The 6,238-nt window shown below is 66.8% G+C and carries 5 protein-coding genes and 1 tRNA gene; all 6 read right to left on the bottom strand.

All coding sequences use genetic code 11. The features are described 5' to 3' along the window. Nucleotides 1–256 precede the first annotated feature (256 nt). Nucleotides 257–331 (bottom strand) — tRNA-Val (locus QR77_RS10370). A 206-nt stretch (nt 332–537) separates the two neighbouring features. Continuing rightward, complete coding sequence (locus QR77_RS10365; RefSeq protein WP_052488658.1) at nt 538–1,176, bottom strand: response regulator transcription factor; 639 nt, start codon at nt 1,174–1,176, stop codon at nt 538–540. A 796-nt stretch (nt 1,177–1,972) separates the two neighbouring features. Beyond that, nucleotides 1,973–3,265, bottom strand: coding sequence for an MFS transporter (locus tag QR77_RS10360; RefSeq protein WP_040021147.1), 1,293 nt, complete (start codon nt 3,263–3,265; stop codon nt 1,973–1,975). A 1-nt stretch (nt 3,266) separates the two neighbouring features. Continuing rightward, complete coding sequence (locus QR77_RS10355; protein WP_052488657.1) at nt 3,267–4,541, bottom strand: ATP-grasp domain-containing protein; 1,275 nt, start codon at nt 4,539–4,541, stop codon at nt 3,267–3,269. 333 nt (nt 4,542–4,874) lie between these two features. Beyond that, entirely contained in the window at nt 4,875–5,468 is a 594-nt protein-coding gene (gene folE, locus QR77_RS10350) for a GTP cyclohydrolase I (RefSeq protein WP_040021146.1), read from the bottom strand. Beyond that, complete coding sequence (locus QR77_RS10345; protein WP_236710597.1) at nt 5,469–6,167, bottom strand: 7-carboxy-7-deazaguanine synthase QueE; 699 nt, start codon at nt 6,165–6,167, stop codon at nt 5,469–5,471. Nucleotides 6,168–6,238: the final 71 nt, after the last annotated feature.

Here is a 6,238-nt window from a genome sequence, read left to right as displayed (position 1 = left end):
TAGCCCCCGTAGACGCGCCGCCCGCGCGCCGCCCGCGCCGGCGCTCACTGAACTGCCGCCACACACCCGGCCCCCGTGTCGGCAGCGGCACGAAAGCGGCCACCGGCGTACACGTCTCCGTCGGATCAGACTGTGGGGGAGCTCAATAATGCCCAACCGTGGGGATGTGACCCTTATGTGGCCTCGATCATGGAAATGGCCTCCCGGTCACTCGCGACCGGGAGGCCATCTACCCCTGCTGACCTGCTACTTCACCTGGTGGGCGCGGACGGGTTCGAACCGCCGACATCTGCTTTGTAAGAGCAGCGCTCTACCCCTGAGCTACGCACCCGTGGATGAGGCAACAGAGTACATGGCCGACGGGGCCGCGCCGCAAACCCGTTCCTTGTCCGGCTGGTGAAGGCCAGGCGGGGGCGCTGGTGTGCCTGCGGTCTGGCCGTGTGGCCGCCGGTCGGGGTGCCCGCGACGAGGGGGGCGGGCAGGTGTCCCGTTGTTCGCTCGCTCGCCCGCGGATCAATTTCATTGTTCCGGCCGTCGTCAGATGTACCCCGCGCGAATCGCGAAAGCGACGGCGTGCGCCCGGTTCTTGAGCTGCATTCGCACCATGAGGTCGTGCAGTATTCCTTTTACTGTCCGCTCGGAGAAACACAGTTGAGCGGCGATCTCCTTCGTTGCCAGGCCTTTGGCAACGAACTGCAGAACGCGCGATTCCCGTTCGGTGAGTCCATCGCCAGGCCCGGCCTCCTTCCGCTCTCCCCTGCGCATGCGGCCCATTTGTGCCAAGAGCCGGGCCAGGAGATCGGAGGGGACCTCGCTCTCTCCCTGGTAAGTGGTGCGGAGTACTTTTACCAGACGGTCCGTAGCCGCCTGGTGCCGCCAGACGATCGAGTGCAGGCCCGCATTCAGCACCAACTCCAGTTGCGACTCGTCCAGTTCCCCGGTGACGAGAACCACTTTCTTTTTCATGTCGTTCACAAGATTATGCAAACGCCTCGCGGATTCCGTGTCGACCTGGTCCAGGAGCATAATAGCCACATCCGCCACCGCGGGATTCTCCCCGCCCTGCGTTCCATTCAGCACGGTGACGGCCTGTTGTCTCTGCAAATAAGCGATGAGACCGGCCCTGGAGAGTGGATCTCCGTCATGGACCGCGACGGCTATCTCATGGAGAGGCATAGGTTGTTCCTTACGATACGAGGGGCGGCCCCGTGTTCGGCTACGTCGTTCGGCAGTACGTCGCTCGTCGGAGGGCCGCCGGATGCACGCGTCCACCTGATCTTGCCCGAGGGCGCGTCCCCACAATCAGTACCGGTTCCCGCCGAAATCCGCATGACCTGCGGCCAAAGCGTCCAGGACGCCGGTCGAAAGTGGGCCCGGCCGGCTGGTTCGCCTGCTCCTCGCGATCGTGGCGCGCCCGGTTCTCCGGCCCGGGAGACTGGGGCATGCCTCCGGGAGCCGGACGCGCCACAGCCCGCCGTACGCCTGCTTGTTGGCGGGCGGTCGTTCCCTCTGTCCGCTGAAGTCCGCCTGGAGAGAGGGCACGTTTCTTCGCGCGGGGCACGGAAAAGTCACGCGGTGTCGTCACCAAATGCCGCGTGAACCCTGTCACAGGACGTACGCCCGCGGATTGCCGCTACGCGTCCGCACGCACACCGAGCCGGTCGCCGCCCTGGCTTTCGGCGTGCGCCGGTGGTGCGCTTCGGGGCCGGCGCGAGGTTCAGGGACGTCTGTCTGCCTACGGCGGTGGCCACGACGGCGCGGATCCACCACCTCGGCGATGCCGCGGGCAGGGTCTCGGTGGGGGACTGCTGGTCAGACATGGTGAACAGAACCCTTCGGACTTGCTGGGCGGGGGCGGGTACCAGATTTGAGTAGCTAGCTAGATAGTATCCAGTTAGTCGTTCGACGCAAGTCGCCCCGTCTGGCGGGCGCCGCGGAGACGTCACGGCCACCGTGCCCTCGTCCTGTGTCCTCACACAGACGGTTTCTTCTCCGTGAGGACGGGAGCCCCGCTCCTGCCGCCGGGCTCGTCCGGGCGGTGATCCCTGGCGCCCAGAGCGAACAGGGCCGCCACCGCTCCCACGACGGGGGAGAAGAGAAGGAAGGCGGAGGCGCCGTGTGCTCCCGCGAGTGCCGCACCGGCGGAAGAGCCGGCGGCGAAGCCGACGGTGGTCATACCGACCGCCCAGCCCTGCGCCTCGGTGTCGTGCCCCGGCGGGGTGAAGGCCGCGATGCCGGTGTAGATACGGGAGAACGTCGAGCCGATCGCCAGGCCCGTCACCGGACAGACGAAGAACACGGCTGACGGTGCCTCGCTCATGGCGAGCCCCAGGAGGCAGGCACCCGCGACAAAGGCGCTCAGCAACACCGGCAGCCCGATCCTGCTCAGGGCGGGAGAGGCGCCCAGCAGCAGTGCGCCCAGGATGCTCCCGACGGAGAGCCCGGCCAGGTACCACCCACTGTGTGCGGTCGCATGGTGTTGCCGGGCATAGATGGGCAGCGCCACCTCAAGGCCGGACAACGCGGCGCAGAACAGCAGTTGGCTGCCGAACACCGAGGTCAGCGGGCGGGATCGCAGGGGGAGCGACCGGCGTCCGGTACGGGGTGCGGCACCGGACCCGGCGGCGGGCCCGGCCCGGCCGCCCCGGGCCGGGCCGGGCACCGTGAGCACCAGCGTGACGCCCGCTGCCATGAAGGCACCGGTGACGGCGAAAGGCAGGACGGGCGCGACGCTCGTGCTCAGCCAGGCCGCTATCAGGGGACCTGTGATGAGGGCGACGTCCATCATCGCCGCCTCGAAGGAGTTCGACGAGGAACGGTGGCCCGCTCCGGCGACAGAGGTCCACGCGCTCCGCAGCAGCATGCCCACAGGGGGGAAGCATGAGCCGGTCAGGGCTGCGAACAACACGACCAGCGGATAAGGAAGTTGTGCGGACACGGAGAGCGCGAGACCCGTCAGCCCGGCCAGATACCCGGCGAGGCAGAGCCGGAGCACCAGCGGAACGGAGCGCCGCACGAGGAGGCGCCCACGCAGGGGGCTGCTCATCGCGTTCGCCAGCAGCGTGGTGCCGATCGTGCTTCCCGCCGTCGCGTAGGAGTAGTGGGGGGACAGCAGCAGCAGGGTGCTCACAGGGAACATGCTGATCGGGAACTTGGACACCAGGCTCGCTGTGGCGAGCCGCCGTGCTCCTGGAGCGGCCAGCAGCTTCCGGTAGGTCGTCAGCAGTCCGCTGTCGGGCACGTTCCCGTTGTCCTCGATACGCATGTCAAAGCTGGGCGTTCCCGGCCGAAGCGGCTTCGGGGAGCGGGTCGGGGCGGATCTCCAGGCTGACCGTGGAACGGATCGTGGCGAGGGTGGCGAGCACGGTGGCCGCGTCGGGGCCCGTGACGAAGGCGCTGAACGGGAGCGCGGTGCTGTCCCGCGTGGTGTCAAGGTGATCGCCGGGCGCGGCCTCGACCATGATCTTGTCGATGCCCGGAAGACCTTCGAGGCCGTCCAGACCGTGGATGGCCACGAGCGTGCCGGGCGGACCGTCGTTGCGCAGGACCATGGACCCGAACACCGCCTGGAATTCGAGGGCTTTGTCCATCATGGCGGGCCGACGGCCGAGGTAGCACTCGATGGAGTCGTGGTACGGCCGGATGACACTGCTGTGCCTGGCCCACATCTCCACCGCCGGCCCGCCGGGCTGCCTGGCACCGATCTCCATGAGATACACACCGCTGTCGTTGCACTTGACTTCGGTGTGGCTGGGCCCGCGCTGGATTCCGTAGGCGTCGAGGACCTTCTTGACATAGCGGGACACGCGCTCGTGGTCCGGATGGCTCTCATCAAGCTGGAGCGTCTCCCAGACGGGGAAGTCGTAGTCCCGGTCGTCGGGTTGACGGTACTGCCAGATGTCGACCACACGGTGCTCGCCCTCGGCGGTGTAGCAGTTCACCGCGAACTCGGCGCCTCTGACGTACTGTTCGACGAGCCATTGCTCGACCGGCTGGCCGAACAGGTCGTGGGTGACCATCCCGCTGAGATCGCGTACCGCTTCGGCGTCCGGCAGGACGGTGATCCCCTGCGAGCACGAACCCATGGTCGGCTTGGCGATGGCAGGGAAGCCGATCTCCTGGGCCGCGTCGGCGATCTCAGCAACCGTTCCCACGAGCCTGAAGTCCGGTACGGCGACACCGGTTTCCACCGCTCGCTCACGCATGGCAGCCTTGTTGCGCCTGGCCCATGCGAGTGAGTGGTCGTTGCCCGGTACGTTCAGTCGTTCCGCGAGCATGTCGCCCAGGTAGACCGCCGCTTCGATGGTCGGCACGACCGCGTGTACGTCCAGGCCCGCCAGGGCGATCTCCCGTGCGGCGCTGTCCACGTCCCCGGCGTAGAGGGACAGGTCGTCCCCCTTCTCGTGACCGACACGGTCACTGCTGTAGGGGGATGTGTACAGGGAGGCGACCGTGAATCCGAGATCCCGGACGGCGGCCTTGTATCCCTCCCCATACCGGACAGGGTCGACCAACAGGACCGCGGGCTTGCCTTTTAGCATGGGGATCCTCCTCTGGCAGGGTGATGGACGAAGGTGCGGCGCCACCCGTGAGACGGTCCCCCGCTGGACACGCCTACGCATCATGTCGGCTCAACTGCCCGCTGAGCATGTCCTGCTGGGCCGACCTTCGGTCCCACCGGCACCGTCCGGCCGGACCCGGGATGTCCGCCCGCACATGGCGTACCGCACCGCGGAGGCGGGCGGTACGCGCCTCGGGGGACACGGCCCGGCGCGCCGGCGCTCCGACGCGGGGGCCTGCCAGGCGGCCCGCCCCGCACCGTCGTGGTTCGAACCGGTGCGAGCGAGCCGCGTACCCCCGTGGCCTGCGGACGGTCAGGACTTGATGAGCGAGAACAGTTCACCGCGGAGCGTCGCGTCCTCGCCGAACGCTCCCCGGAACGCTGTGGAGGTCATGAGAGCGCTGGCCTTGATGCCGCGCATCGTCATGCACAGGTGCTCGCCCTTCCCGATCACAGCCACGTCCGTCGCACCGGTGACGTCAGTGATGTCCTGCGCGATGTCCGCGACAAGCCGCTCCTGTACCTGGAGTTTGTGGGCGTGGCGGTGTGCGACGCGCGCGAACTTCGACAGACCGAGCAGGTGCTTCCCCGGCCGGTAGGCGATGGTCACCGAGCAGTTGAACGGGAGGAGGTGGTGCTCACACAGGGACCACACCTCGATGTCGGAGACGATCACCATGCCGCTGGTCGACGTCGACTCGAAGAGGGTCGAGATCGTGCCGGGGGCGTAGTTGATGAACTCGCGCCACCACCTCGCGAACCGCTCGGGGGTCTCCTGGAGGCCGTCGCGGTCGGGGTCCTCGCCGATCTCCTTGAGCAGTTGTCGCGCCAGATCGACCAGCGGATCCTCCTTCAGAGGCTCCACGAGATCGAGAACATGATCCTCGGAGTGCGTGCTCAGAGTCATTCAGACACCTCTTTTATGTCCCCAGACGAGGGTGTGCAGCCTGGTAGTGATGTTCCAGCCGCGGTCAATGACAGAGTCGGCGATATTTTGCATGTGCTTGTCGATGGCGGCCCCGTCCTGCCCCTCGGGCATGATCCAGACCGAAGAAATATCCATGGCCGAGACCAACTGGCCCACCTCGTCGAGGTCATCGGTGTCCCGGCACACGAATTTGAACGTGGCGCCGGGAATCCCGGCGAATCTCCGTAGGGCGGCGGGCACAATGCGCTTGTCCGCACTGTCACCGGAATGCGAGAGCTTGGGCGATACGTTGAAACGGACGTTCGCATCGACAAGGGCGGGGCTCGGCACTCGCGTGCCGTTGGTCTCGATCTCGACCTCGATTCCCTCTTCGTTCAGGAGGGTCACCAGCGGAAGGAGCCGTGCCTGCTGGCTGAGCGGCTCACCGCCGGAAATGACCACGAGGTCGACTCCGAAGGCCAGCAGTTCCTTGGCCACCGAATCCACGGTGCGCTTGTGCAGCTCCACCTTCGGGTCGTACCGGATGCCGGCGTTACTCGTTCCCTGCCAGTCCCAGGTGTACGGGGTGTCACACCACTGGCACGAAAGATTGCAGCCGCCCAGTCTCAGGAAGGCACATCTGCGGCCGAGCGACCGGCCTTCTCCCTGTACGGCATCAAGTGGGGCCGAAGATCTCATTGACGACGAGTTCGGATTCCACAGGGCACCACCTCCTCATGCAGATGTTCGCCAGATGGCCTGCTGTTTTT

The organism is Streptomyces sp. 150FB (assembly GCF_000818195.1).
In the GTDB taxonomy this organism is placed as follows: domain Bacteria; phylum Actinomycetota; class Actinomycetes; order Streptomycetales; family Streptomycetaceae; genus Streptomyces.
The sequence above is the reverse complement of the archived record's forward strand: the minus strand, read 5'-3'. Positions and strand labels throughout refer to the sequence as shown.